At 64.1% G+C, this 24856-nt stretch carries 24 protein-coding genes; 8 read left to right on the top strand and 16 right to left on the bottom strand.

Annotation, left to right across the window (positions count from 1 at the left end; translation table 11 throughout):
- Positions 1 to 17: 17 nt before the first annotated feature.
- Positions 18 to 1127 carry an amidohydrolase family protein gene (locus XH81_RS16310; protein WP_028140650.1) on the top strand — a complete coding sequence of 370 codons (1110 nt, stop codon included), beginning with the start codon at positions 18 to 20 and terminating at the stop codon, positions 1125 to 1127.
- Complete coding sequence (locus XH81_RS16305; RefSeq protein ID WP_028140649.1) at positions 1127 to 1540, top strand: Rieske (2Fe-2S) protein; 414 nt, start codon at positions 1127 to 1129, stop codon at positions 1538 to 1540. The genes XH81_RS16310 and XH81_RS16305 overlap by 1 nt, the downstream gene beginning before the upstream one ends.
- Positions 1541 to 1652: 112 nt before the next feature.
- Here the strand turns inward: XH81_RS16305 and XH81_RS16300 are convergent, their stop codons facing one another.
- A complete protein-coding gene (locus XH81_RS16300) occupies positions 1653 to 2984 on the bottom strand; it encodes an MFS transporter (RefSeq protein WP_095426870.1) in 1332 nt (443 codons plus the stop codon).
- A gap of 142 nt (positions 2985 to 3126) precedes the next feature.
- Positions 3127 to 4026 carry a transcriptional regulator GcvA gene (locus XH81_RS16295; protein WP_028140647.1) on the bottom strand — a complete coding sequence of 300 codons (900 nt, stop codon included), beginning with the start codon at positions 4024 to 4026 and terminating at the stop codon, positions 3127 to 3129.
- Between the two features lie 110 nt (positions 4027 to 4136).
- Between XH81_RS16295 and XH81_RS16290 the strand changes: the two genes are divergently transcribed.
- Both XH81_RS16290 and XH81_RS16285 read left to right on the top strand, forming a co-directional pair.
- Complete coding sequence (locus XH81_RS16290; RefSeq protein WP_028140646.1) at positions 4137 to 4340, top strand: DUF1127 domain-containing protein; 204 nt, start codon at positions 4137 to 4139, stop codon at positions 4338 to 4340.
- A gap of 68 nt (positions 4341 to 4408) precedes the next feature.
- Positions 4409 to 5032, top strand: a complete 624-nt coding sequence (locus XH81_RS16285; protein ID WP_212475101.1) for a GNAT family N-acetyltransferase — start codon at positions 4409 to 4411, stop codon at positions 5030 to 5032.
- 229 nt (positions 5033 to 5261) lie between these two features.
- Here XH81_RS16285 and XH81_RS16280 read toward each other — a convergent pair whose 3' ends face one another.
- On the bottom strand, positions 5262 to 6092 hold the full coding sequence (locus XH81_RS16280) for an enoyl-CoA hydratase (protein WP_271593693.1): 831 nt from the start codon (positions 6090 to 6092) through the stop codon (positions 5262 to 5264).
- Between the two features lie 156 nt (positions 6093 to 6248).
- The gene (locus XH81_RS16275; RefSeq protein WP_271596279.1) at positions 6249 to 6950 is read right to left on the bottom strand and encodes an SDR family oxidoreductase; all 702 of its coding nucleotides are present in this window, start codon (positions 6948 to 6950) and stop codon (positions 6249 to 6251) included.
- A gap of 231 nt (positions 6951 to 7181) precedes the next feature.
- Between XH81_RS16275 and XH81_RS16270 the strand changes: the two genes are divergently transcribed.
- Positions 7182 to 8966, top strand: coding sequence for an acyl-CoA dehydrogenase family protein (locus XH81_RS16270; protein ID WP_271596278.1), 1785 nt, complete (start codon positions 7182 to 7184; stop codon positions 8964 to 8966).
- 45 nt (positions 8967 to 9011) lie between these two features.
- Positions 9012 to 10100 (top strand): Zn-dependent alcohol dehydrogenase, encoded by a 1089-nt coding sequence (locus tag XH81_RS16265; RefSeq protein WP_028140641.1) that lies wholly within the window; start codon positions 9012 to 9014, stop codon positions 10098 to 10100.
- 34 nt (positions 10101 to 10134) lie between these two features.
- Here the strand turns inward: XH81_RS16265 and XH81_RS16260 are convergent, their stop codons facing one another.
- The 9 genes from XH81_RS16260 to XH81_RS16220 all read right to left on the bottom strand — a co-directional run bounded on the left by XH81_RS16260 (position 10135) and on the right by XH81_RS16220 (position 20000).
- Positions 10135 to 11505, bottom strand: a complete 1371-nt coding sequence (locus tag XH81_RS16260) for a hypothetical protein (protein ID WP_271596277.1) — start codon at positions 11503 to 11505, stop codon at positions 10135 to 10137.
- Between the two features lie 263 nt (positions 11506 to 11768).
- Positions 11769 to 12122 carry a nuclear transport factor 2 family protein gene (locus tag XH81_RS16255; RefSeq protein WP_271596276.1) on the bottom strand — a complete coding sequence of 118 codons (354 nt, stop codon included), beginning with the start codon at positions 12120 to 12122 and terminating at the stop codon, positions 11769 to 11771.
- 189 nt (positions 12123 to 12311) lie between these two features.
- Positions 12312 to 13784 carry an amidase gene (locus XH81_RS16250; RefSeq protein ID WP_212475106.1) on the bottom strand — a complete coding sequence of 491 codons (1473 nt, stop codon included), beginning with the start codon at positions 13782 to 13784 and terminating at the stop codon, positions 12312 to 12314.
- Between the two features lie 183 nt (positions 13785 to 13967).
- Positions 13968 to 14939 carry an iron exporter MbfA gene (gene mbfA, locus XH81_RS16245; protein WP_028140637.1) on the bottom strand — a complete coding sequence of 324 codons (972 nt, stop codon included), beginning with the start codon at positions 14937 to 14939 and terminating at the stop codon, positions 13968 to 13970.
- A 30-nt stretch (positions 14940 to 14969) separates the two neighbouring features.
- A complete protein-coding gene (locus XH81_RS16240; protein ID WP_049801951.1) occupies positions 14970 to 16154 on the bottom strand; it encodes an alpha/beta hydrolase in 1185 nt (394 codons plus the stop codon).
- A gap of 128 nt (positions 16155 to 16282) precedes the next feature.
- Positions 16283 to 17149 (bottom strand): MBL fold metallo-hydrolase, encoded by an 867-nt coding sequence (locus XH81_RS16235; protein WP_028140636.1) that lies wholly within the window; start codon positions 17147 to 17149, stop codon positions 16283 to 16285.
- A gap of 123 nt (positions 17150 to 17272) precedes the next feature.
- On the bottom strand, positions 17273 to 17884 hold the full coding sequence (locus XH81_RS16230; RefSeq protein ID WP_028140635.1) for a glutathione S-transferase family protein: 612 nt from the start codon (positions 17882 to 17884) through the stop codon (positions 17273 to 17275).
- 183 nt (positions 17885 to 18067) lie between these two features.
- Entirely contained in the window at positions 18068 to 18910 is an 843-nt protein-coding gene (locus tag XH81_RS16225) for a fumarylacetoacetate hydrolase family protein (RefSeq protein ID WP_038973158.1), read from the bottom strand.
- A gap of 241 nt (positions 18911 to 19151) precedes the next feature.
- A complete protein-coding gene (locus tag XH81_RS16220; RefSeq protein WP_028140633.1) occupies positions 19152 to 20000 on the bottom strand; it encodes an MBL fold metallo-hydrolase in 849 nt (282 codons plus the stop codon).
- A 127-nt stretch (positions 20001 to 20127) separates the two neighbouring features.
- Here XH81_RS16220 and XH81_RS16215 point away from each other — a divergent pair, with 127 nt between their 5' ends.
- A complete protein-coding gene (locus tag XH81_RS16215) occupies positions 20128 to 20604 on the top strand; it encodes a DUF3775 domain-containing protein (protein ID WP_028140632.1) in 477 nt (158 codons plus the stop codon).
- Positions 20605 to 20781: 177 nt separating this feature from the next.
- On the opposite strand, the gene XH81_RS16210 is transcribed toward XH81_RS16215, so the two are convergent.
- Both XH81_RS16210 and XH81_RS16205 read right to left on the bottom strand, forming a co-directional pair.
- Complete coding sequence (locus tag XH81_RS16210) at positions 20782 to 21564, bottom strand: SDR family oxidoreductase (protein ID WP_028140631.1); 783 nt, start codon at positions 21562 to 21564, stop codon at positions 20782 to 20784.
- A 129-nt stretch (positions 21565 to 21693) separates the two neighbouring features.
- Positions 21694 to 22206 (bottom strand): CvpA family protein, encoded by a 513-nt coding sequence (locus tag XH81_RS16205; protein WP_028140630.1) that lies wholly within the window; start codon positions 22204 to 22206, stop codon positions 21694 to 21696.
- Positions 22207 to 22317: 111 nt separating this feature from the next.
- Here XH81_RS16205 and XH81_RS16200 point away from each other — a divergent pair, with 111 nt between their 5' ends.
- Positions 22318 to 23079 carry an SDR family oxidoreductase gene (locus XH81_RS16200; RefSeq protein WP_028140629.1) on the top strand — a complete coding sequence of 254 codons (762 nt, stop codon included), beginning with the start codon at positions 22318 to 22320 and terminating at the stop codon, positions 23077 to 23079.
- 175 nt (positions 23080 to 23254) lie between these two features.
- On the opposite strand, the gene XH81_RS16195 is transcribed toward XH81_RS16200, so the two are convergent.
- Positions 23255 to 24853 (bottom strand): GMC family oxidoreductase, encoded by a 1599-nt coding sequence (locus tag XH81_RS16195; protein ID WP_028140628.1) that lies wholly within the window; start codon positions 24851 to 24853, stop codon positions 23255 to 23257.
- Positions 24854 to 24856: the final 3 nt, after the last annotated feature.

Below are 24856 nucleotides of genomic sequence, written 5' to 3'. Positions count from 1 at the left end.
CCAAAGGAGGCAAGGCGATGAATATCCAATTCCGCGAGAGCCAAGAAGCCGCTTCCCCACTGACCGTCAAAACCGCGATCGCGGACTGCGACATCCATCCGGCACGCGCCACCCGCACCGAGCTTTATCCCTATCTCGCCAAACGCTGGCAGCATCATCTCGAAGTCTACGGCGTCCATGCCTATCAGGGCATGATGGAAGGCCCGCCCTATCCGAAGGCCCAGCCCAACGCCTCGCGCCGCGATGCCTATCCGCCTGAAGGCGGCCCGCAGGGCTCCTCGCTGTCCTTCATGCAGAAGCAACTGCTCGATCCCAACAACGTGCAGCTGGGTGTGCTCAATCCGCTCAACACCGGGCAGGGCATCCGCAATCACGAACTCTCGGCCGCTTTGTGTTCGGCGATCAACGACTGGCAGATCGACAAATGGACCAGCAAGGACAAGCGGCTGAAAGCCTCGATCGTCGTCGGCAATGAGGACGGGCTGTCGGCCGCCGCCGAAATCCGCGAGCGCGCCGGCGACAAGAACTTCGTGCAGGTGCTGCTGCTCAGCCGCAATGTCGAGCCGCTCGGCCAGCGCCGTTACTGGCCGATCTACCAGGCCGCGGAGGAAGCCGGCCTTCCCGTCGGCGTCCACGCCTTCGGCTTCGGCGGCAATCCGATCACGCCGTCGGGCTGGCCGTCCTATTACATCGAGGAGATGGTGGGTCACTCGCAATGCCAGCAATCGGCGCTAGCGAGTCTTGTTTTGGAAGGCGTGTTCGAGCGCTTCCCGAAACTGAAGATGGTGATGATCGAGGCCGGCTTCGGCTGGGCGCCGTCGCTGGCCTGGCGGCTCGACAAGACCTGGCAGCGCCTGCGCAGCGAGGTGCCGCATGTGAAGCGGCCGCCGTCGGAGTATATTCGCGAGCAGGTGTGGTGGACGACGCAGCCGATGGAGGATCCTGAAAGCCGCGAGGATCTGTTCGACGTCATCAACTGGATCGGCTGGGATCGCCTGTTGTTTGCGACCGACTATCCGCATTGGGATTACGACGAGCCGTCGCGCGTGTTGCCGGCGGGTGTCAGCGAGGCCAATCGCGAGGCGTTCTACCTCGGCAATGCGCGCGCGCTGTACGGGATTGGTTGATGGCGCGGCATGTGATCGCGCCGGTCGACGAACTGCCGCCGGGGACGCGAAAATTTCTGGAGATCGACGGGCGGCCGATCGCGGTCTTCAACATCAAGGGTGAATATTTCGGTCTGATGAACCGTTGCCCGCATCAGGGCGCGGCGCTGTGCGAGGGCCCGCTGATCGGTCTCGCGCAGTCGAAGGAGCCCGGCGAGATCGAGTATACAAAACTCGGCGAGATCATCCGCTGCCCCTGGCACGGCTGGGAGTTCGACATCCGCACCGGTCAGTCCTATTGCGATCCCCGCCGCTTCCGCGTGAAGGCCTACCCGGCCCATGTCGAGCCGGGTGCGAGCGTCGTGAAGGGGCCGTATGTCGCGGAGACGATCCCGGTGAAGGTCGAGAGCGATTACGTGGTGGTGGAGTTGTAGCCAGTTGGTCATTCCGGGGCAGCCCGAAGGGCTGAGCCCGGAATCCATCGTGCGACGGGAATGAGCGAAATGGATTCCGGGCTCGCCTCTTCGAGGCGCCCCGGAATGACGGTTAGTGCCCCGCAACCGGCTCCGGCACCGCATCATAAGTCGGCACGGCCTTGCCGCCGCCGCGATACACCGTCGAGGCCGCGATGATTCCAAGCAGCGCAGCGAGCATCAGCCAGAAGCCGGGCGAGGCCTTGTCGCCGGTATGCTCGATCAGCAAGGTCGAGGCGAACGGCGTGAAGGTGCCGAACAGGGCGGCGGCGAGCGCGAAGGCGAGCGAGAAGCAGGTGGTGCGCACATCCGCCGGCACGATCTCGACCAGCGCGCCGAGCATAGTGCCGCTGTAGACGCCGAAATAGAACGAGAACATCATCTCGACGGCGAGCAGCTTGCCGAAGCTCGGCGCCGCCACCAGCCAGTGCAGCGCAGGATAGGCCGTGACGAGCGACAGGCCGGCGATGGTGAGCAGCACGGACTTGCGGCCGATGCGGTCGGAGAGCGCGCCGCCGACCGGGTTCCAGAAGAAGTTGGTGACAGCGACGAGCAGCGTGACCAGCAGCGCGTCCTGCGTCGACAGCTTCAGCACGGTCTTGCCGAAGGTCGGCGTGTAGACGGTGACGAAGTAGAACGTCGTCGTGGTCAGGATCGCGATCATCATGCCGAGGATGACGATGCGCCAGTTGGCGAGCGCGGAGGCGAACACCTCGCTGGCCGTCGGATGCTTCTTCATGGCGAGGAAGGCCGGCGTCTCCTCCAGCGTCCGCCGCAGGACAAAGATCAGGGGAATGATCAGGCAGCCGACGAAGAAGGGAATGCGCCAGCCCCAGGCGGCAACGGTGTCGGCCGGCATCACCTCCGAGAGGATGTAACCGAGGATCGAGGCAACGAAGATCGCGACCTGCTGGCTCGACGACTGGAACGAGGTGTAGAAGCCGCGATTGCCCGGCGTGGAGATCTCCGAGAGATACACCGACACGCCGCCGAGCTCGACGCCGGCGGAGAAGCCCTGCAGCAAACGTCCGATCAGCACGATGATGGGCGCGGCGATGCCGATGGTCGCATAGCTCGGGCAGAATGCGATGACGACGGTGCCGAAGGCCATGATGGCGAGGGTGACGATCAGGCCCTGGCGGCGGCCGATGCGGTCGATGTAAGCCCCTAGCACGATCGCGCCGACCGGCCGCATCAAGGCGCCGAGCCAGAACACGCCAAAGGTGTTGAGCAGCGATGCGGTCTCATCAGAGGAGGGGAAGAACGCCTTGCCGATCGCGGCCGCATAGAAGCCGAACAGGAAGAAGTCGAACTGTTCGAGAAAATTGCCTGACGTGGCGCGCAGGATGGCGCCGATGCGTGATTTGATCGCGGGTGGATTGGTCGATGCGGCTGGTCCAGCCATGGCGTTGCTCCCCTTGGAAAGGTCTGGCCGGACCGGGAAATCATCCCACGGCAAGGCGACAGAGACTGCGACAATCTGCCACGCCTCTTCCCGCGCGAGGCGGGCCGAGTCAATCCGTTTTTGGGAGGAAGCTGATGATTTTTCAGGCTTTATTTTGCGTCGCAGCGAGCATCCATTGGCGGAATGCGGTCAGCTTCGGCGCTTCGCGGCGCCCCTCGGGCGCGACCAGGTAGAAGCCGGCGTCGGCCGGCAGCGCGATCTTGAAGGGCACCACGAGGCGGCCCTTGGCGATGTCGTCCTGGACGTAGGAGGTCCGTCCCATCGCCACGCCGATGCCGTCGATCGCGGCCTGGATGGTCATGAAGATCATGTCGAAGGTGATGCCGGGGTGCCTCGCAATGTCGGCCGGCAGGCCCGCCGCGGTCAGCCAAAGCCGCCAATCGTCGCTGTTGGCGCTCGAGGTGTGCAGCAGCGGATGGTTTCCCAGATCTTCGGGCCGGCGCAGTGGCTTGTCGCCACGCAATAGCGACGGACTGCACACCGGAAACAGCTCATCCGCCATCAGCCAGTCGGCGCGCAGGCCCGGCCACTGGCCGCGGCCGTAGCGGATGGCGGCATCGACATTGTCGCGCTGGAAGTCGACGAAGCTGGTCGAGGTGGTGATACGAACGTCGATGCCGGGATGCTGCTCCTGGAAATCCGTCAGCCGCGGCAACAGCCATTTTGCGGCGAGCGAGGCCAGCGTCGAGACCGTCAGCACCTTGTCGTCGTCCTTGCGCAGCAACCGGTCGGTCGCAAGCCGGAGGTCGTTGAAGGCAGCGCGGACGCCCGGCAGATAGTCCCGCGCCTCCGGGGTCAGAGCCAGCGCACGGTTCTGCCGGATGAACAGGCGGATGCCGAGCTCCTCCTCGAGCCTGCGGATCTGATGGCTGATCGCGGTCTGCGTCACGTTCAGCTCGCTTGCCGCCAGCGTGAAGCTGAGATGGCGCGCGGCGGCTTCGAACGCCCGCAATCCGTTCAGGGACGGCAATCTGGCAGTCATTTGGCAGCAGGATACATGACGTTATTTCATGCGAAAAGGTACAAATTGTCGTTTGTCGCACTGCACTAGGAAGCCGATATTAGCGGCCAAGTTAGCTCCAGGAGCTTAAAATGTCTACCTTGACCCACAATTCGATGACAAATCATCATGCGCCCGGCTTGATCCAGCAGATCGGCGAGACCCTTCACGTCTGGCACGAGCGCTATCGCAACAGGCGCGAGCTCACCCAATGGACCGCGCGTGATCTTCAGGACGTCGGACTGTCCTGGACCGACATTGCCTACGAGGCTGACAAACCCTTCTGGCGGGCCTGATTGGCCGCCAGGCCGGCGCCGCCTGACTGTGGGGGCGCCGGCGGTCTCTTTTGTGAAGGGCTCGTATCATGAGCACTCTCCGCCTCGAAGACCTCAAGCAATATTCGGACACGCTGCGCACCCGCGATGCCACGGCGCTCAACGTCCGTTTTGTCGAGCCGCGCGACACCGACGAGCTGCAGCACTATTTCCGTTCGCTCTCGACCCGCTCCCGCTACAACCGCTTCTTCGGCGCCATCAGTGAGCTGCCGAAAGGGCTGCTGCATGACTTCCTTCAGGTCGGCGAGCGCGAACGTTTCTCCGTGGTTGCGACCATGATGGTCGACGGCTTCGACACCATCGTCGCCGAGGCGCGCTATGCACTGCACGCCGAAACCGCGACGCTCGAATTCGGCCTGTCGGTCCATGACCGCTGGCAGGGCCACGGCATCGCCACCGCGCTGATGAAGAATCTCGAATGCCGCGCGGCTGCGCTCGGCGCCGAGCACATGTTCGGCGACACGCTGCGCTCCAACGAGACCATGGTCTCGCTCGCGCGTAAATCCGGTTTCGCCTTCGTCAATCATCCCGACGACTGGAAGCTGGTGCGCTTCGACAAGGAGATCGCGATCGCGCCGAAAGACATTCCCTGCGCAAGCTGGCGCCTCGCCGCCCTTTCCCGTCAGGCCGAAAGCCCCTCAGCCTCGGTTTGACACCACTGCAAGCCCGGCTCTGGGTGAACCAGGGCCGGGCTTTTTTTTGCCCGGTTGCGGTCCGGGCGAAGACTCTCTCCACATCGTCATTCCGGGGCGCGCGTAGCGCGAACCCGGAATCCATTTCACGACGTGTCTTGCGGCCAGATGGATTCCGGGCTCGATGCTGCGCATCGCCCCGGAATGACAGCCGGTTACCCGCCTCGACCGCCTGTTGCAAAGCGAGTGCCTATTTTCCCGTGAACACCGCCTTGCGCTTTTCGATGAAGGCCTGCACGGCCTCCTTGTGATCCGCGGTCGTGGTCAGGCGCACCAGCCGTTCGGCCTCATGGTCGCGCGCGGTTTCGAAATCGAACAGCACGGCTTCGTCGAGATTGTCCTTCATGTAGCGCAGCGCCAGGCGCGGGCCTTCGGCGAGCGACTTGGCCAGCGCGAAGGCTTCGGCTTGCAGCCTGTCATCGGGCACGACGCGGTTGACGAGGCCGATCGCTTCGGCCCGCACCGCATCGACGCGGTCGCCGGTGAACATCAGCTCGCGGGCTCGCGCGGTGCCGACGAGACGGGTGAGCAGCCAGGCGATGCCGTAATCGCCGGAGAGCGCGATGCGGGCATAGCCGGTGGCGACGAAGGCCGATTGCGCGGCGATGCGGATGTCGCAGGCCATCGCGATGGCAAGCCCGGCGCCGACCGCGGGGCCGGGGAGGGCGGCGATGGTCGGCTTGCGCACCGACACGAGCGCGCCGGTGAGCAGCCGTTGCCGTTCCTGCAGATCGGCGACCTTGTCGTCGAACGACATTTCGAGCTTCTTCGGGTCGCGATGCGCACCCATGCCCTTGACGTTGCCGCCGGCGCAGAACGCTTCGCCGGCGCCGGTGAGCAAGAGCGCGCCGACATCGGGATTCTCGCCGCAGGTCCGGATCATCGTGCGCAGCGCCGGCGTCAGCGTGTCCGACAGCGAATTACGCGCCTCCGGCCGGTTCAGCGTGATCACCGCGACGCGGTCGCGGATGACGCAGAGGAGTTCATTGGTGCCGGTGTCGATGACGGTTTCGGTGGTCATTGATCCTCCCTGTTCTTGTTTGGCTCTCGTAGGGTGGGTTAGCTGAGCGGACTGCGCCTAGCGCAGACCGCTCAGCGTAACCACCTCTTTTCAGACACGCGGTGAATAAAGAGGTGGGTTACGCCTTCGGCTAACCCACCCTACGGCAGTCAGGCCTCAAAACTTCTCCACCCAGGGCCGCAGCTCGAGCTCCCAGCTCCAGGCGCTGCGCGGCTGCTGCAACACGTTCCAATAGCTCTGCGCGATCGCGTCGGGATCGAGCATCGAATCCGGCTTGTCTTCGGCTTCCGTCCGCGCCGCGCTGCGGATGCCGCCGTCGATCACAAAATGCGCGACATGGATGCCTTGCGGCGACAATTCGCGCGCCAGGCTCTGGGCGAGGCCACGCAGCGCGAACTTGCCCATCGCGAAGGAGACCGACTGCGCATAGCCCTTGACGCTGGCGGAGGCGCCGGTGAACAGGATCGCGCCGTGCTTGTTCGGCAGCATGCGTTTTGCCGCCTGCTGCGCCACCAGGAAGCCGCCATAGGCGCTGATCGCGATCGCCTGCGCCACATCGGCCGGAACGAGATCGACGAATGGCCCGCGGGTGCGGCCGCTGGCGTTGTAGACGACGAGGTCGGGCGTGCCGATCTCGCGCTCGACGAGGCCGAACAGGCGCTCCACCTGGTCGGGCTCGGTCGCGTTGCAGGCATAGGCCTTGGCGCCGGTCTCGCTGCAGAGCGCGCCCAGCTTCTCGATCTTGCGCGCGGCGAGCGCGACGCGAATGCCTTGCGCAGCCAGCAAGCGCGCCAGCGAAGCGCTCAGGCCTTCGCCGGCGCCGACGATAAGGGCGATCTTGTATTTCGGATGTTCCATGGTGTGGTCTCTCGGAAGCAGGAAGCTCCTGATCTATGCATGGCTTTTGCGAACAGCCAGCCGGCGCGATCACAATTCCGCAGAGCGAATTGCTCCTTCACGGTGATCATGCCTCCCTGACGATTTGCGGCTTTATCGCACCCCGCGACTGGAGCATGATCGACATCATCCCAAGCGGCAAGCGCTAAAGTGGCGCGGAATGTCCGCAAGGCGGAAACGAAGAGGACGATCATGCATAAGCCGGCCCCAGCGCAGCCAAGGAATGTCGCGGCCGAGCAGTCCGGTCTGCTGGCGCCCGACACCACAGGCATGAACTTCTACCGCGCCGATCCCGCGCTGACCGACCTGCTGCGTATCCATCTGCCGGAAAATCTGTTCCGCCATATCGAGCCGCATCTCGATCGCCTCGGCGAACTCGCCGGAGGCCGCCTCGACGACTGCGCGCGGCTTGCCGACCGTCATACGCCGGTGCTGCACCAGCGCGACAAGTTCGGCCGCGACGTGCAGTGGATCGAATATCACCCGGCTTATCGCGAACTGGAGAACGCGGCGTTCGGCGAGTTCGGCATCCATGCGCTCTCGATCCGCAAGGGCATCATGGGCTGGCCGGACAAATATCCTGTCGTCGCCAAGCACGCCTTCACGTTTCTTTTCAACCAGGCCGAATTCGGCATGGGGTGCCCGATCAACGTCACCGACGGCTGCGCCAAGCTGCTGGCGAATTTCGGCGATGAGGCGCTGAAGGCGAAATATCTGGACGGTCTGACCCAGACCGACATGGGCAAGCTGACGCAGGGCGGCCAGTTCATGACCGAGAAGGAGGGGGGCTCCGACGTCGGCACGCTGACCACGCGCGCCGTGCAGGAAGGCGATCATTGGCGTCTCTACGGCGAAAAATGGTTCTGCTCGAATGCCGACGCTGAGGTCGTGATGCTGCTGGCGCGCCCCGAAGGCGCCGGCCCCGGCACGCGCGGCGTCGGCCTGTTTCTGATGCCGCGCTTCCTCGACGACGGCTCGCAGAACCACTACCGGATCGTGCGTCTGAAGGACAAGCTTGGCACCCGCTCGATGGCCTCGGGCGAGATCAAGCTCGAAGGCGCCATCGCCTACGCGGTCGGCAAGCTCGACCGCGGCTTCGTGCAGATGGCCGAGATGGTGAATTCGTCGCGGCTCTCCAACGGCGTCAAATCCACCGCGCTGATGCGCCGCGCCTATCATGATGCGATGACGGTCGCGACAAACCGCGTCGTGTTCGGCCAGCGCATCATCGACCTGCCGCTCGGCCGGCGCCAGATGCTGAAGATCATGCTGCCGGTCGAGCAGGCGCTGTCGATGAGCTTCCTTACCGCGGACGCGCTCGACCGCGCCGAGGCCGGCAGCCAGGATGCGGCGGCATTGTTGCGGATCCTGACGCCGACGCTGAAATTCCGCGCCACCCGCGATGCGCGAAAGGTCTGCGGCGATGCGCTCGAGATGCGCGGCGGCATCGGCTATATCGAGGAATTCGCGACGCCGCGCCTGCTGCGCGATGCGCATCTCGGGTCGGTCTGGGAAGGCACCGGCAACATCGTCGCGATCGATGCGCTGCGGCGCGCGGTCGGCCGCCACGGCGCGGAATCCGCGCTGGCGGCCGATCTGCATGCCCGGCTCGACGACAGTGCTTCCGTGCCGCAGGCCTGGCGCGACCGCTTGCGGGCACTTGTCGATCGCGCCGTCGGCTTCGCGCGCGAGGTTGCGGGGGCATCCGAGAACGAGGCCGATGCGCGTCGTGCGACGAGCCTGCTCTATCATGTCGCCAGCGCCGTCGCTCTCGCCTGGGGGGCACATCGCATCCACGAGATGCGCGGCGATGCGCGCCGGCTGCTGTTGTCGCGGCTCGTGATCGACCATCGGGTGTCACCGAGCGATCCGTTCCGGCTCACGGAAAATGCCACGCAGGCCAGGATCGCCGCGCTGCTGCTTGGCGACAGCTCAGCCGGCATGAGCGAGGTTGGCGAACTGGTTCTGGCAGCGTAGGCTGCACGCCACGATCAAACCAAGAAACGCGACAGGGAGTGCTCGATGAAGGCCGCCGTCCTCTATGAAGTCAACCAGCCGCTCGTCATCGAGGACGTCAGCCTACCGAAGCCGGGCCCGCGCGAAGTCCTGATCCGCACCACGGTCGCCGGGCTCTGTCACTCCGACCTGCACTTCATGGAAGGGCTCTATCCGCATCCGCTGCCCGCGGTGCTCGGCCACGAGTCCGCCGGCGTGGTCGAGCAGGTCGGCTCCGATGTCACCTACGTCAAGCCGGGTGACCACGTCGTCACTTGCCTGTCGGTGTTCTGCGGCACCTGCGACAACTGCACCACGGGCCGCACCGTGCTCTGCACCGACACCACCGTGAAGTTGCTGCCGGGCGCCTCAAACCGGATGCAGTGGTCCAAGCCTGAGAAGCTGCACCAGTTCCTCAATCTTTCGTCATTTGCCGAACAGATGCTGGTGCACGAGAACGCGATCGTCAAGATCCGGAAAGAAATGCCGCTCGATCTAGCCGCGCTGATCGGCTGCGGCGTCATCACCGGCTATGGTGCGGTGGTGAATACCGCGAAGGTGACGGCCGGCGAGACCGTGGCCGTGATCGGCTGCGGCGGTGTCGGCATGGCCGCGATCAACGGCGCGCAGATCGCGGGCGCCGGCCGCATCATCGCCATCGACACCAATCCGGCAAAACTCCAGCTCGCGACCAAGCTGGGTGCAACCGACATCATCAACCCCGCCGACGGCGACGTCGTGAAGCAGGTGCGCGATCTCACCAATGGCGGCGTGCATCATTCCTTCGAGGTGCTCGGCCGCAAGGAGACCGCCGAGCAGGCATTCGGCATGCTCGCCTCCGGCGGCACCGCCACCATCGTCGGCATGATCCCGTTCGGCCAGAAGATCGAGCTGCACGGTTTCGATTTCCTGCGCGAGCGCCGGATCCAGGGCTCCTCGATGGGCTCGAACCATTTTCGCGTCGACATGCCGCGCCTGGTTGACTTCTACCTGCGCGGACGGCTGCATCTGGAGGACTGGATCTCGGCGAAATTGAAGCTGTCCGAGATCAACGAGGGCTTTGCCAACATGAAAGCCGGCAAGACGCTGCGCAGCGTGATCGTGTTCGACAGCTAGCACAACCGACGCCGGCGCTGCCCGAAAATTGAAATCAACGCGATGCGGCCGGACTGTCGGCCGAGGCGCAACGCTGCTCCTTCACGAGGAGCAGCGTCATGGCCGTGGCAAGTCCGGCGACGAGCATATACGCGACGGATACGTTCAGGCCGGGACCCGCGAACAGCAAATAGGAGAATAATCCCGCAGTCGACGCGGTGAAGCCAAGCCAGGCAAACCTCGGAAAGCGACATCCACGTTCGCCATGCCGGAGATCGAGCACGAGGTAGAACACCAGAAAGGTGTTGCAGAGCGCCGCCGGCAACAGACCCATGACGATCTCACTCTCGAATGCGAGGTAGGATAACACGCCATCGACTTGGGCAATCACTGCGAACGGCAGATAACGCAGATTGAGGCAGGCCAGGGCGATCGCCGCAAGCTCGAAGCCGTAGAAATAGCGCTCGTGCATCTTCGGAAGCAGGTACGGCATGAGGATGAGCGATACGCACGCGACCAGCAGAATGAACTCCGGCCCCGTCCGCCTGGACTGTGCGATGAAGATCGATAGGGCGAGCCCGCTCGCCGCCGCGAGCACGAGGCCGGCGGCGACTCCGACCGCGTACGGCGTTCCTCCTGCGAACACCCAGATATTCGCTGCATTCATGGTCAGGTGATGAAATGTGTTGGCCTGGCCGAGATAGATCCCGAGTACGGAGACCAGGGATCTGCCAGCGACGAGAACCGGAATGGCGAGGATCGCATAGACTGCCGGAATGGCTGCAAGCCATGCCACGTGGATCTTGCGGCGCAGGATCATGCCCAGCACGAACGGCCCCAGGAAGACGCCCTGGGCCTTCACCGAGCAGGCCACTGCGAATGGCAAAACCCCGTTTCGGTCCCGCATGAACATCGCCACGGAAATCAGCGCGAAGAAGGTCCAGATCGAATCGGCCTGTCCCCACATTGCGCCGTTGAAGAGCACCGTCGGCGCAAGCCACACCGCGCAGAAGGCCAGGGACGTGCGCAACGGCACGCTTGTAACTCGCCAGACCATCCGGGCCACAACGATCGCGCAGCCGAGCTCGAATATGGCCGAGATCATCTTCACGAGGGAAAGCGGCTGGCCCAGCCCATCAAATCGGGCGGCGATCAGCAGAAGGTAGCTGTAGAACGGCGTGTAGTTGGTGAAAGCCTCGGCCAGCCCGGCAATGCCGTGATCTCGCGCGAAGGTGTACCAGGTGATGTATTCGGCGGCGTCGGCGGTCGCGTGTTCCCGCGCGAGGTAACGGAGCACGATGCCCATGAGCCCGCACCCGACCGCTACCGCAATCGGAATGCGCCATCGCTCGGGCAGCGTCTCATCTGGATTGACGCGATGATAGGGGTCGCGGAGCGCGCCTATCTCGATTGTGTCGTTTGTCACGCAATCACTCTCGCCGGATTTGAGCGGTACCCTTGCCGGGGAAGCACTCCGAGCTTCGCAGCGTGTCCTCGTGACATGCTCGAGATCGATGCCCTGAGGGGACCTCTCGTCACTTGCAATTTTGACGGGCGAACGATTGCCAGCTGGATAAATGTCAGATCAGCGGTTTGCCCATGGCTCGGGAAAAGATTGTTTGGTTAGCGATCTCTTTATGGCAGTCGTCGAATGCCCTGCAGCCCGAGGGGGAAAGGCAGCGTGCGGCCTCACCGCGACACGTGTGCCGACACCGCGAGCCACTTGCCATTTTGCTTTGCCCAGCAATCGGTGTACCGCCCCGTCGCCTGCTGGCCATCCGCCGTGGTGTAGCTCGTCGCGGCGTGGATGACGGCGAAGTCGCCCATGATGCGGATGATGACGTCGCGCTCTTTCAAGTTCCGGATCGTGATCGGCCGCGCGGTCTGCTCCAGGAAGGCGGCACGGTCGACCAGCGTCTTGTCGGGATTGGAGCAATAAAACTCCGTCGCCAGGATTTCGTCGAAACGCTTGACGTCGCAGTTTTGCACGGAGCCAACGTAGTCACGGTTGAGGGCGGTCAGTTGATCGAGGTCCTGGCTCATGGTGCTTCCTTTCCGTCATTCCGGGGCGCGCGACGCGCGAGCCCGGAAGCGCGACGTTGTCGTCCTCCGTCATTGCAAGGAGCCCGCGACAAAATTGCGAAGCAATTTTTGCGCTGGCGACGAAGCAATCCAGACTGTCACTTCGAAAGATTCTGAATTGCTTCGCTTCGCTCGCGATGACGGGAAGAACTAATCATTGAATAATGGCGGCGGCTGGAACCCGCCGAACTCACGCTCGATCAGTTCAGCGAGCCTGAGCGGCGTACGGTCTTCGAGGAAGGGGCCGATGATCTGGACGCCGACCGGCAGCCCGTCCTTCGACAGGCCGAGCGGAACGGCCGTGGCCGGCAAGCCCGTCAGCGTGGCGATGCCGGGCCAGGCAAGCTGGTCCGGATAAACATGGTCCTTGCCGTCGATATTGATCCGGCGCTTCTCCTGCTCCGGCGAATGATCATGCGGATAGGCGGGAGTCGGCATGATCGGGCAGATCACCGCATCGAATGTCCTGAACAAGTGCCGCCACTGCGCGCGCAGCCCGGCGCGCGCGCCTTCGTCGAACACCCAGGCCTGATGGCTGGAGGTCATGCCGCGCAGCCGCTCGGCCGCGAGGCTCTTGTCCTCGGGTGAGAGATGCGCCGCACCGGCCCGCGCGCCGGCGAGAATGTCCGGCGGAAAGAACGCGCCCAGGAAGCCCATCAACATGCGCATGTAGAGGCGCGAGGCTTCCTTGAAGTCCGGAAACAGCGGGCTTTCGCGCGCGACGCTCGCGGCGGCGCCCGTCAATCGCCCGGCCAGCGTCTCGATCGCGCCGCGAATGTCGGAATTCGCAGGCAGCAACGGATGGCTGTCGATCACGAGCAGGCGGAAATCCTTCAGCCTGTCGTGGCGTGCGTCCGGCAGCGCCAGCTTGTATCCGATGCCGAGGTCGACCGGATCGGGACCGGCCATCACGTCCAGCAGCAGCGTCAGATCGGCCGCACTCCGGGCCATCGGGCCGATCACCGCCATATCGCGTTCCATCGGGACCGCAGGAAATGGCGGCGGCGTATGGCCGCGCGTCGGACAGAGATTGTATGTCGGCTTGTGCGCATAGACGCCGCAATGGAATGCCGGCACGCGCAGCGAGCCGCCGATGTCGGATCCGAGCGAGAGCGGTCCGTAGCCGGCCGCCAGCGCTGCCGACGAGCCGCCTGATGAGCCGCCGGGCGTGCGGCCGAGATCGTATGGATTGTTCGTCGTGCCGTAGATGTCGTTGTAGCTCTGCCAGTCCCCCAAGCCCACGGGAACGTTGGTCTTGCCGAGAATGACGCCGCCGGCGTTCTTCACCCGGGAGATCGACAGCGCGTCCTCGGTCGGCTTGAAATCCTTTTGCGGCGTCCAGCCCCAAGTTGTGGGCAGGCCCGCGATGTTGAAGGATTCTTTCACCGTCACCGGAATTCCGAGCAGCGGTTTTCTTTCGCCGCGCGCCAGCGCCACATCCGCCTCGCGTGCCGCACTGCGGGCGCGATCAAAATCCCGCACGCAGATCGCGTTGACCTTGCCGTCGTGACGCTCGATGCGGTCGATGGCATCCTGGGTAAGCTCGACCGCGGAGACCTTCTTTGCGGTCAATGCGGCCGAAAGTTCGACCGCGCTCTTGAAACTCCATTCCGATCTGGTCACGGCGCTTCTCCTGCTCTCGTTGTCGGAGGATGATGCGCAGTTTGCCCGAGTGCTGCAACGACTGTTTGATCGCGATTGATGTGCCGGCGAGACGGAACGGAAGGAGTTCAGGAATTCGCCGTCATCGCCCGCCTAGTCCGCAATTGCGCACAGGGGCGGGCAATGACAGCGAATGTGAGGCCACTACGCCGCCCCGATCAACACGCCCACCGCGAGCACGATCGCGCCGCCGAGCACGATCTGGAATACGGCCTGGAGGAACGGCGTATCCATATAGCGGGAGCGAATGAAGGCGATCGCCCACAATTCGAAGAACACGACGACGCAGGCGATCGCCGTTGCGATCCAGAACGCGTTGGCCCAATGATCCGGCACCAGATAGGGCGCGGTGTGGCCGAGGCCGCCGAGCGTGGTCATCGCGCCGCAGGTGACGCCGCGCAGCCAGGGCGAGCCGCGCCCCGTGAGCGATCCGTCGTCGGACAGCGCCTCCGCAAAACCCATGCTGATGCCGGCGCCGATCGATGCGGCGAGGCCCACAAGAAACGTCTGCCAGTTCTGGTGGGTGGCGAAGGCCGCGGCAAACAGCGGCGCCAGCGTCGAGACCGATCCGTCCATCAATCCGGCAAGGCCCGGCTGCACGTACTGCAGCACGAACATGCGGCGATTGGTGCGATCCTCCTCGGCGCGGACATCGGAATTCAGGATCTCGCCCGTCAGCTTTGCGGCTGTCTCCTCGTGACCTTTCTCGGCTTCGGCGAGATCGCCGAGCAGGCGGCGCACGCCGACGTCCTGGGCCTGTTCGGCGGCCTTCACGTAGAAGCGCTCCGCCTGCATCTCCATTGTCTCGACTTCCCTGCGGATGGCGTCGAGCGACAGGTTCTTGGTCAGCCAGACCGGGCGGCGGCGCAGGAATCCCTTGACGTCCTCGCGCCGGATCGGCGGCAGATGCTTGCCGAAGCGCTGCTCGTACAATTCCAGCAACATGTGCCGGTGGCCGCGCTCCTCCTCGGCCATCTCCTCGAAGATTTTTGCCGTGTCCGGGTAACGCTCGCGAAGGTCCTCGGCGAAGGTCATGTAGATGCGGCTGTCCTCCTCCTCGGAGGAGATCGCGACCGCAAGCACCTCGCGCTCGGTCAGGTCGGCAAAATTCTTCACGGCGGCCCTATACACTAGTTTAGAACTATTCTAAACTATATAGAGGGCCGGGGTTCCCGGGTCAAATGAGGCTGTGCCGGCTTTGGCCAAGAAGTCGAGCAGCAGCCGGCTCACCTCGGCGGGTTGCTCCTGCTGCACCCAATGGCCGGCGCCGTCGACGAGATGGCAGCCGAGCATCCTTGTGCAGCCGCGCCCCTGCATCGCCTCGAACACGCCCGGACGCTGGTAAGTGCCCCAATCCTGCTTGCCCGAGATGAAGCATGAGGGCACGTCGATGCTGCGTGCTGCAAACAGCTGCATCTCGCTGTTGAGCATGCCCGATGTGCCGTAACGATACCATTGCAGCCCGCCCTGGAATCCGGTGCGACCATATTCGGCGCTGTAATAGGCGAGGTCGCTGTCCGGCAGCCATTGGTTGGCGGCGATCGCGGCGGGCGAAGGCATCTCCTTGGCGACCGTCTCCGCCATGGTCTCGTTCAGATCCATCACGTAATAGGTTGGCAGCTTTGCGAGTTCGTCCGCCGACCACGACGCCAACGGATAAGGCTTGTTGTCGGTCCAGTCCGCGCTCTTGTGATGATAATAGGCGCGCAGGAAATCATGCACGCCCTGCGGCGCGTGCTGCATGTCGGCATTGGCCGGGCGTGTCGCATAATACCATTGATAATGTTTGCGCGGCCGCGGCAGCGCGGCGAGCTCGCGATGCACGGGGTCCTCCACCGCAGGCTTTGCCGGAGCATCGACCGTACCAAACGGCAGCGCCGGCGGTCCGCCGAACGGCGCGCTCATCATCGTCACCGAACGAAACACGTCGGGCCGGATCAGCGCGCACCAGGCCGCGACCGGGCTGCCGAAATCATGCCCGGCCAGATCGACTTGCCTATAGCCGAACGCCGACACCAGGGCGAGTGCATCGCGCACGAGATTGAGGAGTGAGAACGGCGCAAGGTCGCCGTCGTAATCCGCAGTCCATCCCGTCGTGCGGCCATAGCCACGCTGGTCCGGCGCGATCACGTGATAGCCGGCCGCGGCCAGCGTCGGCATGATTTTGCGCCAGGAGAAGGCGAGTTCGGGAAAGCCGTGCAGCAAGAGGAGGCACGGCCGCCCCGTGGTCTCGAAGCCAGCCTCCAGCACGTGCATACGCAAGCCGTTGATGCCGTCGACATAACGCGAGCGGATTCCGGCGGGCAGGGGGATGTCAGGGAGTGCGGTCATCGTGTCTCTCCACTCGGGTGGAATCGTAGGGTGGGCAAAGGCGCGCATCGCGCGCCGTGCCCACCATCTTTCCGCGACGCGTCTGGCATGGTGGGCACGCTTTGCTTTGCCCACCCTACGGCATCTCGCTAGATGGACTCACACACGAACGCATTGCCCTTCCGCCGGATCTTCCCCACCGAGGGCGACGGGAAATGCGCGGTGCAGCACAGCGTGTCGGTGTCGCAATAGCGCTCCAGGAAGCTGCGCCGCGTTTTCGCTGCCGCGGCTGGATCGACGTCGAACTTGATCGACAGCTCCGGATAGAGCGTCTGCAGCGGCGAGTGCATGAGATCGCCGGAGAACACTGCATCGTCCTTGCCGCGGCCCATCGTGACGGCGATATGCCCCGGCGTGTGGCCCGGCGTCGGCAGGATGCGGACGTGATCGCCGATCTCATGATCATTGCCGACGAGCTCGTGGCGTCCGGCCTCAACCACCGGCAGCACGCTGTCGGCGAAGGGGGCGACCTGCGCCTTCGCGTTCTGCTCGGTCCAGTGGTCGAATTCCTGCCTGGCGAAGACGTAGCGCGCCTTGGGGAAGGTCGGCACCCAGCGGCCGTTCTCCAGCCGCGTGTTCCAGCCGACGTGATCGACATGCAGATGCGTGCACATCACGAAGTCGATGTCCTCGACCGCAAAGCCGGCGGCGCCCAGCCCGCGCAGATAGGTGTCGTCGGTCTTCATGTTCCATTTCGGCCGAGGCCGCGGCTTGTCGTTGCCGATGCAGCTGTCGATCAGGATGGTGTGATGCGGTGTCTTCACCACGTAGGACTGGAAGCACAGGAGCAATACGTCCTGCTCGTCCAGCGCCTTGGCTTGCCGCATCCATGCCCGATTCTCGGCCAGTACCTCGGCCGTCAATCCCGGCAGCATCTCCAGCGCCGGGACGAACGAGGTTTCCTGCTCGATGATGCGATGGATGGTGAGATCGCCGACCGAGAACTTCAGGCTCATGAGAACTCCGCGTTTACAGCATGATCCGGACCCGGAGGGCCGCGATAGCGCAAAGTGTTCAGCGGTTTTCCGACAAGATCATGCTCAAACAACAACCCTAAAGCGCGATGATCTTCATCGCGCTTAGGCGGCCGGCGGCACCGAGATCTTGACCGAGGGCCGCTCCAGCATCTTCTGATGGAAGGCGTCGAGCTTCGGATAGGCCTTGCGCCAGCCGCAATCGGCGAAGCGGAAGTCGGCATAGCCGAGCACGCAGACGAGGCCGATCTGCGAGATGTCGAACGGGCCGTTCAGAACCTCAGGCATGTTCTCGAACCGCGCCATGCCGGTCCACGCCCTGTTCCAATGGTCGTCCGACCAGGCCTGCCATTGCAGGCCCTGCGGCCGCACCATCTTCTCGTAGCGGCACAGCAGCATGGAATCGAGCATGCCGTTGATCAGGGAATGATTGGTCTTGGCCTTCCAGCGCGCGGGACCGTAACCGGGGATCAGGGCGCCGCCGGCGGTCTCGTTGAGATATTCAACGATGACGTAGGAGTCCAAAATGACGTCGCCGTCATTGGTGATCAGCACCGGCAGCTTCTTCAGCGGCGTGATCTTCGAATAGTCCTCATTGGCCGTGCCCGGCGCGACGCTTGCGGGCACGAGCTCGATCTTGTCGATCAGCCCGAGCTCGATCGCGGCGATGCGCACCTTGCGGGCGAAGGGCGAGGCGGGGGAGAAGGTGAGCTTCATTGGAAATAACCTCTATCCAGACACACAGTCCTCATCCTGAGGAGCGCGCCCCTTGGCGCGCGTCTCGAAGGATGGACAACGAGGGACGGTCGCTCTTCACCCGGCGCGAACGCCGGGCGACTGTGCTTGTGGCGCATCCTTCGAGACGCGCGCGTTGCGCGCTCCTCAGGATGAAGGCACGGCTTACGCCGCCACGATCTCCTGGCGCTGCTCGCCGAGACCCTCGATGCCGAGCGTCACGACGTCGCCGACATTGAGGAAGGTCGGCGGCTTCATGCCAAGGCCGACGCCGGGCGGGGTGCCTGTCGTGATGACGTCGCCGGGCAGCAGCGTCATGAACTGCGAGACATAGGAGATGCACTTGGCCATGGAGAAGATCATGGTCTTGGTCGAACCGGTCTGGCGGCGCTGGCCGTTGACGTCCAGCCACATCGACAGGTTCTGCACGTCCTTGATCTCGTCCTTGGTTGCAAGCCACGGTCCGAGCGGGCCGAACGTGTCGTGCGACTTGCCCTTGGTCCACTGTCCCAGGCGCTCGATCTGGAAGGCGCGCTCGGAGACGTCGTTGCAGACGCAGTAGCCGGCGACGTGGTTCAGCGCGTCGGCTTCCGAGACATATTTCGCACGGGTGCCGATGATCGCGGCGATCTCGACTTCCCAGTCGAGCTTGGTCGAGCCGCGCGGCTTTTCGACCGCATCGTTCGGGCCGGACAGCGACGTGTTGGCCTTCATGAAGATGATCGGCTCGCTCGGGATATCGGCGCCGGTCTCCTTGGCATGGTCGGAGTAGTTGAGGCCGATCGCGACGAATTTCGAGATGCCGGTGACGGGCGCGCCGAACCGCGGCTTGCCGGAGACCGCCGGGAGCGAGGCGGGATCCAGGCCTGCCAGCTTCTTCAGGCTCTCGGGCGAATAGGCCTCGCCGGTGAGGTCCTTCAGATGCGCCGACAGATCGCGCAACTGGCCGGATTTGTCGATCAGGCCGGGCTTTTCCGCACCCTTCTCGCCATAACGAACAAGCTTCATTCTCGTTTCTCCCTAGGAATGGACCGATCGGTTAAGCAGCTTCATGGAACAGGGCGAGGGGAAATTCAACCGCCCAGAGCGGGGCGCATTGCAGCCCTCTGGATTCGATGGGCGGACGGCGCTCTCGTGTCCCGGACGCGGCGCGGCATGAAATGACGCGACGCAGAGCCGGGATCCAAATACATGGGCCCCGGCTTAGCAGCGCATCACTTCGTGCTGCGCAGCATCCGGGGCACGAGACCTAGGCCAGCGCCACAAACCTGAATGCCTCTCCATCCCGCCTGATATGCCCGGCCGAGAAATGGCCGCCGATCACCAAGGTCGGCGTGTCGGCAAAGCGGCCGAACAATTCGCGCCGTGTCTTTGCAGATTGGCTCTGGTCGGAGTCCGCGGTCGAGGACCAGTCGAGATGCGCCATCTGGCAGGGGTGATGGGCGACGTCACCCGTGAGCAGGCCCTGCTTACCGTCCGATCGGATGAGAATGCTCATATGGCCGGGACTGTGGCCGGGGGTCGGGATCATGCTGATTTCCTCGCACAGCTGGTGATCGCTCGGAATCAGATCGGCCCGGCCGGCATCGACGATCGGCTTCACGGAATCCTCGAACACGGCTCGCTTGTCCGGCTCGGTCGAATGCTCCAGCCAGTGCTCGTATTCGATCTTGCCGAAGACATAGCGCGCCTTGGCAAAGGTGGGCACCCATCGGCCGTCGACCAGCCGCGTGTTCCAGCCGACATGATCGACATGAAGATGCGTGCACAGCACAGTGTCGATGCTGTCGGGCGCAAAACCGGCTGCCATCATCGTCGCGAGGAACGGCGTGGTGCGGTTGTTCCAGGTCGGAACATTGCGGCCCTGCTTGTCGTTGCCGAGGCCGGTGTCGACCACGATGCGGCGCGACGGCGTCTCCAGCACCAGCGAATGGATCGACATTTTCAGCCGGCCCTCTTCGGTGGCGAAATGCGGGATCAGCCAGGGAAGTTTCTGGATCTCTGCGTTGCTCGCGAGCGGCAGGATGAAGCGGGTCGAGCCGACCGTCTCCAGCTCCACAATCTTGGTGATTTTGACCTGGCCGACCTTCCACTGCATCCGCCGCCTTCCCATGTTTTTGCCTTGATGCCGAAAGATGCGCCGTTTCCGTCATCGAGCGCAATGGATCATCTGACGCGGTGCGGCGTTATCGCGGGAACCCCAGGAAAAAGCCGAAGAGGAAGCCATGCCAGAGCTTGCGATTTCCGCGGAGAAGGTCGCCTTCATCATCGAGAAGGCGCGTGAATTCGACGTCAAAGAGGGGGATTCCGATCCGGATTCCGGCTCGAACCCGACCGATGACGACGCGGTCGACGTCCTCGAAGATGATGGCTCCGATCCTGTCGTCCAAGAGCTCGGCAGCTTCATGATCGCCTTGAACGAGGACGAGCAGCTTGATCTCGTCGCGCTGACGTGGCTCGGTCGCGGCGACGGCACCATCGATGACTGGGACGATTTGCGCGCCCGCGCGGTGGAGGCGCGCACCGAATATCGCAGCCCCCGCCGCGAAACGGTGCATTACCTGCTTGGCGAGCCGATGCTGGGCGATCTGCTCGCAGGCGGGCTCGACGAATTCGGCATCGACTGGACCGACGAGCGCACGACGGCCGATTCGTCCGCTCCCAGTCAGCAGGACGAAGACGAGCCGACGAAACAGCGGTGATCTTGCTGACCTCGCCCCGCTTGCGGGGAGAGGTCGATCGCAAAGCGATCGGGTGAGGGGGACTCTCCGTGAGTCCAACTCTCACCGTGTTTGCCGAAGCAGCCCCTCACCCCAGCCCTTTCGGCGCGAGCGAAGCTCGTCGCGGCCCCGTAAGAACGGGGAGAGGGAGAGGACCGGTCACAACGTCCCCGGGAACGCGCCGCCATCCAGCAGAATGTTCTGGCCCGTAATGAAGCCGGCCTTGGCGCCGCACAGGAAGGCGCAGGCATAGCCGAACTCGTCGGGCTGGCCGAAGCGCCCGGCGGGATTGAGCTTGGCGCGCTCGGTCAGGATCTGCTCGGCCGAGACGCCGCGCTTGTCAGCCTCGGCCTTTGCGGTGCCGGTGAGACGGTCGGTCTCGAACGGGCCGGGCAGCAGGCCGTTGATGGTGACGTTGTTGATCACGGTCTTGCGCGACAGGCCGGCGATGAAGCCGGTGAGGCCGGCGCGCGCGCCGTTGGAGAGGCCGAGGATGTCGATCGGCGCCTTCACCGCGGCCGAGGTGATGTTGACGATGCGGCCGAACTTGCGCGCCATCATGCCGTCCACGGTCGCCTTGATCAGTTCGATCGGCGTCAGCATGTTGGCGTCGATCGCCTTGATCCAGTCGTCACGGGTCCAGTTGCGGAAATCGCCGGGCGGCGGGCCGCCGGCGTTGTTGATCAGGATGTCGGGCTCGGGGCAGGCCTTCAGCACGGCCTCGCGGCCCGCCGGCGTCGTGATGTCGCCGACGATCTCGGTGACCTTCACATCAGGATAGGCTTTCCGGATCTCGTCCGCCGTCTTCTTCAGCGCCTCGGCGCCGCGCGCGGTCAGCGTGACGTCGACGCCGGCCTCCGCCAGCGAGATGGCGCAGGCACGACCGAGGCCCTTGCTGGATGCGCAGACGATGGCGCGGCGACCTTTGATCCCAAGATCCACTGTTTCACTCCCGTAATGTCAGGCAGGTTTTGGATGGCGCCCACTTTAGCCAACATCGGCGTCGCTGATAAGGCACGGGCTCGCATCAAAATGCATGCACCTCGCCGCTAGCGATGCAAATGCGACAGATCAGATGCGCTGTTCCTGCTTGAGGCGGTCTATCGCGGAGGTCGCTTCCGGGGGCAGCGACTTGAAGCCCATCTGACCCGCCGTCGAGAACAGCGGCCGCAGATGCGAGCCGGCGAGAAAAGGCGGCTGTCTGTTGGCCGGCACGATCTGGTCAAACACCAGGACCAGCGTGGTGGCGACGAGACCGACCCTGACGGCGCCGAGCGCGGCACCGCCGAGCCGATCGCCGATGCCGGCGTCGCGGATCGTGTCGTTCAGCGCCAGGCGGCCGATATAGCCGAACAGCATGCCGACCACCACGAAGATTCCGAACAGCCAGATCCAGTTCTGCAGCAGCGGCGCATTCGGATTGCCGGCGATCTGCGGCACGATCAACGGCATCAGCGCGACCGCGATCGGAGCAGCGAGGAGATAGGCGAGGATGGTCATGGCGCTGCGGAGCAGGCCGGTCCTGAAGCCGAAGCCGACCGCGATGGCGAGCGCGGCGTAGACGGCGAGATCGAAATTGTTCATCAGCAAAACCCTGCCCTCGACGGAACGAATGAACGCCGGACCGATCATTCCGGTTTCAGATCGCTAAAATCGTCTGTATTGATGGCTCCAAGAGCGTAGGGTCTATCGCCAATGTCAGGCCTATTTGACGTCAGTAAAGAAACCATCCTCGTCACGGGCGCGAGCCAGGGGCTGGGGCGGCAATTTGCCCGGGTGCTCGCCGCCCACGGGGCAGCCGTCGCGCTCGCGGCGCGTCAGGCCGACAAGCTGAAGAGCCTGGAGGAGGAGATCCGCGGCAAGGGCGGCCGCGCCGCCGCGGTCGCGCTCGACGTCACCGACACGGCCTCGATCGCCCGGGCCGTCGACGCAGCAGAGGCCGCGCTCGGTCCCGTCACGGTGCTGATCAACAATGCCGGCATCGCCATCGAGAAACTCGCCACCGAGCAGACCGAAGCGGATTGGGACGCGGTGATCGGCGCAAATCTCAAGGGCGCCTATTTCCTCGCGACGGAAGTCGCGCGGCGCATGATCGCCCGCAAGCAGTCAGGCAACATCGTCAACATCGCCTCCGTGCTCGGCACCGGCGTCCTGAAGGCGGTGTCGCCTTACGCGATCTCCAAGGCCGGCATCATCCAGGCGACGAAGGCGATGGCGCTGGAGCTCGCCGGCCAGAACATCCGCATCAACGCGCTCGCGCCCGGCTATATCGACACCGAGATGAACCACGCCTTCTGGTCGACGCCGGCCGGCGAGCGCCTGGCCAAACGCATCCCGCAGCGCCGTGTCGGCGCCGAGTCCGATCTCGACGGCGCGATTCTGCTGCTGGCGTCACAGGCGTCGCGGTACATGACGGGGAGTGTGATCACCGTCGATGGTGGCTTCCTGTTGAACTAAGCCCCACTGTCGTCCCGGACAAGCGCGCCTCAAGCGCGCGCAGATCCGGGACCCATAGCCACAGGGAGAAATTTGGCGAGGACTCGGAGTTATCATCTCGCGCCACAAATCCTCCCTGTGGTTATGGATCCCCGCGTTCGCGGGGACGACACCGAGAATGACGTGGCAGCGCCGACTAACTCGCTCGCATCTCCGCCCTGATCATATCCGCCGCCTTCTCTCCGATCATGATGGTCGGCGCGTTGGTGTTGCCGCCGATCAGCGTCGGCATGATCGAGGCGTCGACGACGCGCAAGGCCTCGACGCCGTGCACCTTCAGTGCCGGATCGACCACGGCAAGCGCATCCGTCCCCATCTTGCAGGTGCCAACGGGGTGATAGACGGTGTCGACGCGATCGCGCAAAATGTTGCGGATGTCGTCGTCGGTTCGCACGTCGGACGTGAACATGTCCTTCTTTTGCAGCGCGCGCAGCGCCGGCGTCTCCATCAGACGGCGCGTGGTCTTGAAGCCCGCGACCATCCTCTCGAGATCCTCCTCTTCGCCCAAAAAGTTCGGATCGATCAAGGGCGCTGCGAGCGGATCGGCGCTCTTCAGGGACACGCTGCCGCGGCTCTTCGGCCGCAGCAGGCAGACGTGACATGAGAAGCCCGCCTCCTTGTGCTTCTTGCGGCCGTGGTCGTCGAGCATCGCGATGACGAAGTGGAGCTGGATGTCAGGCACGTCGAGATCGGGCCGGGTTTTCAAAAAGCCGCCGCACTCGGCGAAATTGGTGGTCATCAGGCCGCGTCGTTCGCTGCGATAGCGCTGGATGGCACGGAGCAGGGACGGCAACCGTCCGAGCGAGGCATGAACGAAGTGCGGAAAGTCGGAGGCGTAGACGAACACGAAATCCGGGTGGTCCTGCAGATTGCGCCCGACGCCGGGCAGATGGTGCACGACGCCAATGCCGTGCTTGCCAAGCGCATCTCCATCGCCGATGCCCGACAACATCAGCATCTGCGGTGACTGGAAGGCGCCGCCAGCAAGGATCACCTCGCGGCGCGCGCGCAGCTGCTTCGTCTGCTTGCCCTGCACATATTCGACGCCGACGGCGCGCCCGCCCTCGAACAGGATTTTCGTGGCGTGTGCGCCCGTCTCGACGCGCAGATTGGCTCGCTTGCCGATGTGGGGATGCACATAGGCGCGCGCCGCGCTCCAGCGTTCGCCATTGTGCTGCGTCACCTGATAGCTGCCGAGCCCTTCGTGATCCTCACCATTGAAGTCCTCGCGAATGCGGAACTGCGCCTCGCGCGCGGCCTGATGGAAGACATCATGGATCGGATTGTCCGCGCGCAGCCGGTTGACATGCAGCGGGCCGCCCTTGCCGTGATACTCGCCGTCGAAATCGGAATTGTTCTCGGAAGCCTTGAAATAGGGCAGCACGTCCGCATACGACCAGCCGGCATTGCCGAGCGAAGCCCAGTGGTCGTAGTCCCATTTGTGGCCGCGGATGTAGACCATGGCGTTGATCGCCGAGGAGCCGCCAAGACCCTTGCCGCGCGGCTGATAGCCGATGCGGCCGTTCAATCCCACTTGCGGTACGGTATCGAAAGCCCAGTTGGCCGTTTTGTAAGGCAGAGCAAGCCCAAACGGTGTGGTGATGCGCCAATTGTCGTTCGTCCCGCCCGCATCGAGCAGCGCCACGGACGTCGCCGCATCCTCCGACAGCCTTCCTGCAACCGTGCAGCCGCCGGAGCCCGCGCCCACGACGACGAAATCGAATGTGTCAGTCACCGA

The sequence above is a fragment of the Bradyrhizobium sp. CCBAU 25360 genome, from assembly GCF_028128695.1.
Lineage (GTDB): Bacteria > Pseudomonadota > Alphaproteobacteria > Rhizobiales > Xanthobacteraceae > Bradyrhizobium > Bradyrhizobium ottawaense.
The sequence above is the reverse complement of the archived record's forward strand: the minus strand, read 5'-3'. Positions and strand labels throughout refer to the sequence as shown.